This window comes from Desmonostoc vinosum, from assembly GCF_059505385.1.
The window spans coordinates 1-3,390 of the sequence record NZ_JCACKM010000315.1 but is presented as its reverse complement, the minus strand read 5'-3'; the positions used below and the strand labels follow the sequence as shown (position 1 = coordinate 3,390).

Annotated in this window: 3 protein-coding genes; 2 read left to right on the top strand and 1 reads right to left on the bottom strand. The window is 39.8% G+C overall.

Annotated elements, in window-relative coordinates; translation table 11 throughout:
- Positions 1-238: 238 nt before the first annotated feature.
- Positions 239-778: a hypothetical protein gene (locus tag AC5JMF_RS31785; RefSeq protein WP_495799695.1), complete on the bottom strand. Its 540-nt coding sequence runs from the start codon at positions 776-778 to the stop codon at positions 239-241.
- A 117-nt stretch (positions 779-895) separates the two neighbouring features.
- Between AC5JMF_RS31785 and AC5JMF_RS31780 the strand changes: the two genes are divergently transcribed.
- A complete protein-coding gene (locus tag AC5JMF_RS31780) occupies positions 896-1,678 on the top strand; it encodes an ABC transporter permease (protein WP_495799694.1) in 783 nt (260 codons plus the stop codon).
- A gap of 442 nt (positions 1,679-2,120) precedes the next feature.
- On the top strand, positions 2,121-3,158 hold the full coding sequence (locus AC5JMF_RS31775) for a hypothetical protein (RefSeq protein WP_495799693.1): 1,038 nt from the start codon (positions 2,121-2,123) through the stop codon (positions 3,156-3,158).
- The last annotated feature ends 232 nt before the right edge of the window (positions 3,159-3,390 follow it).

Genomic DNA, 3,390 nt, shown 5'->3' with positions numbered 1-3,390 from the left:
TCGGAACGAAAAAATAGGTTTTTTCAGACTGAATATGAAAAACCTACCCTTGAAATCCCACCCTTGTGGGTGGCTTAGTTTAATTGCGAATTGCGAATTGCGTTAGCGCAGCGTTAGCGAGTCCGCGATAGCGTTAGCGAAGCGGTAGCGAGGTACGAGCGTCAGCGTTAGCGACACAGGAGCGTCGCGTCATTGCGAATTGGTTTCATCTCTGTTCCCTGTTCCTTACTACATATTGTCAATTTTGGCTTACTTGATCGCTAGCAATCACTTCCCAGCGAAGTAACCTCGGTAATTGAGACACATCGAGTGCATAGTTGACAATCCATACTACCAACTCCAAAATCAACAAATATCGTATCCACAGCAAATCAGTGTCAGAACCTATGATTGTCAAACCCTCATACAACTGCCAGAAGCGATAAGGTAAGTATAGGTAAGGAACCATTACCCAAATTACATTTTGCAAATTTCTGAGTGTTACTATCTCCGAGAGAATTTGCAATCCTAGCATAATAAAGTACCAACCAAGCACAGTTAGTACCTGGCGATCGCCCCAGAATACACCCCAAAGCAGCATCACTACCAATGGTAGCAGCCCTCCTAGTATTTGTACTGTTAAAAACCAGATTTTATACCAATCAGGCAATGGTAGAGGCAAAGTAAAAGGTTTTGTATTTTTCCATCCCCAATTCACAACCGCAAGAAACGACGTGGCAACTACGAAAAAGAGGAGGTTTTCTAATAAAAGGTAGAGATTGATGTTGGAGAAAATCATGGGTCAATCATCATAATTTTAAGCAGAAAAGTTTTGAGGGGCGATCGCCTGACCAATACGCGTAAAGCTGACCAAACCGAAAGCGTAGTTTTTTAGATATTGAAGTAAGGGTGCAAAATGTCAAGATATTTGAAAGTATTAAGACTATTTTGGAGTACTGCGATCGCCGCAGAATTGGAATATCGGATCAATTTCCTCATAGCTATCCTCAGCAGCTTAGGTAATCTTGCAGGCAGTCTGTTTGGACTATCCTTGTTTTATCGTACAGGCTACACTTTCGATGGCTGGTCATGGCAAGCTGCTTTAATTGTTTTGGGAATATTTACCTTGCTGCAAGGCTTTTGTGCCACTTTTTTAGCCCCAAACCTGAATCGCATTGTTCGCCATGTGCAAGAGGGCACGCTTGATTTTGTACTATTAAAACCTATCCGCAGTCAGTTTTGGCTTTCTACCCATACTTTTTCACCTTGGGGACTGCCAGATATAGTCTTTGGTGGTTTCATCCTCGCCTATGCAGGTACACGCCTCAATCTCACAATCGATGACTATTTATTGAGTATTGTCCCTTTATTTTTTGGCTTGGTAATTCTTTACAGCCTCTGGTTTATGCTCGGTGCAACTAGTATCTGGTTCGTAAAAATATACAATGTTACCGAAGTATTACAAGGTTTACTTGAAGCTGGGCGATATCCCATGGCAGCATATCCAACTGCTTACCGTTTTTTCTTCACCTTTATAGTACCAGTAGCCTTTTTAACGACAGTGCCAGCTGAAGTCATGTTAGGCCGGAGTCAAACTGCATGGTTGATAGGTGCAGCAGCGTTGGCATTAGTCCTATTTTTGCTTTCTAGTTGGTTTTGGCGGTTTGCATTAAGATTTTATACTAGTGCTTCGAGTTAGAGAGGCGATCGCTCCTATTTTTATACTCTGTTTATTTTTACCTTCATAGATTCAAGCATTAATAAGCATAAGGCTAATTCATTGAGCATGGTTTGATTATCAAGCAAATTTTTTATCATCAAAACTTCTCAAAAAAGCTCAAATATTCCCATAAATTAAGTATAGATTTTTATAAAATTACATGTTATGTATGAATATCATTATTTTTCTTTACCGTAATTTTACTGAAACATAATAATAATATCATTCAAATAACTATATATTTAAATACATATTAGAAAAAAGCACTAACAACATCGGTAGTGGTTACTCTTCGCGCTAGCTTCTTCCTTTGAGAAGACCGCGCTGCCTCAAGTGTTTCCCATAATTTCAGAGTTTTAGTTCGGCTGAGTGATCCTTGTGTTTTTGTAGCTAAGCCAACATACGATTTGAACTTATAAGTATGAAAATCAGACGCCGGAGGTTTGGTCAGATAGCGATCGCCAGTGCCGCTATTGCAGTATTTACAGATCCAGTCAAAAAAGTTGCTGCACAGTCGCAGAGTACGATTTATGGGGTACGCTTTGCCACTAGTAGCAATAATCGAAATCCCATGAATGCAAGTGTCACTAATAATAATGAGCTGATTAGTCATCGCATGGGAAGGGTATTGAAACCTTCAGAAACAGCTAATATTGACAATACTTCTCCGCAAATATCAGTAATATCTTTTAACTTCTACACTGGTCAACAATTATCTCACTCTGAGATCTCTGCTAATCAGGTTGAAAATCTTAATGCACGTACTGAAGTTGCGTCCAAAGCGGTGTTTTGTGAATCTACTGAACGGTTAACTAGTTTCACTGCTCTATCCCGTAATAGATTTGTGATCACTTCCGTAGTGCATCTGCAACAAGGTAATTTCACTCGCCTTTTATTTATTCGGGGTGGACAATCTTCTCGATTTCAAAAAGCCCTAAAAGTTTGGGGATTTAAAAACAAAAATAGTACTTTAGAAAGTCTGATGAACACTCAAAACGACCAGTTAATCAGTCTAATCAGTCAACAAGGAGGTGTTTTCCCATTTGAGTTAGCAACCATTGACTCCAGAACAGGCAAAGTAGATTATGACGCCTTGACTCTCCCAGATTTGCAACCAAACCGCAGTTATCGTCATCTCACTCTATCCCCAATAGATGGAAAAATTTATGCTACTACCATGGGTGCAGAAGGTGGTGTTTTTTTAGTGCAGTTTGATATGCAAAATAAATCAATCATCACTGGCAAACCATTGCTGTTAAAGTTATCAGAATTGAGTTACAACAAACAGCATCTAGAAAATGATTTACTGAGTCTAGCTGTTTCTCCATTAGGTCAACTGTATGCGCTTGCTGCTCCTAATAATGAACCAACTAATTCATTATTCAGCATAGACGAGAAAACCGGGAAAATGACGCTAATAAGACCATTCGCAGTTGATAAGATTGCTTTTGCTGTGTAAAAGGGATTGGGGATTAGGGATTTCTCCCTCATCCTCCCCTTCAAGGGCAGGGTTTTTACATTCCAGAGCGATCGCACAACAAGACTGCTTACTCTATAACTCAGCAAACCTTAAGATTGTGAATGAAGGCGTTAGTGGTTGGTTAAGCTGTTCCACATATAACTTGCATAATTAGGGCGGGCGGGCAAGATGCCCACCCCACAAGAGTTTTATTTAATTTGATTATGTAATT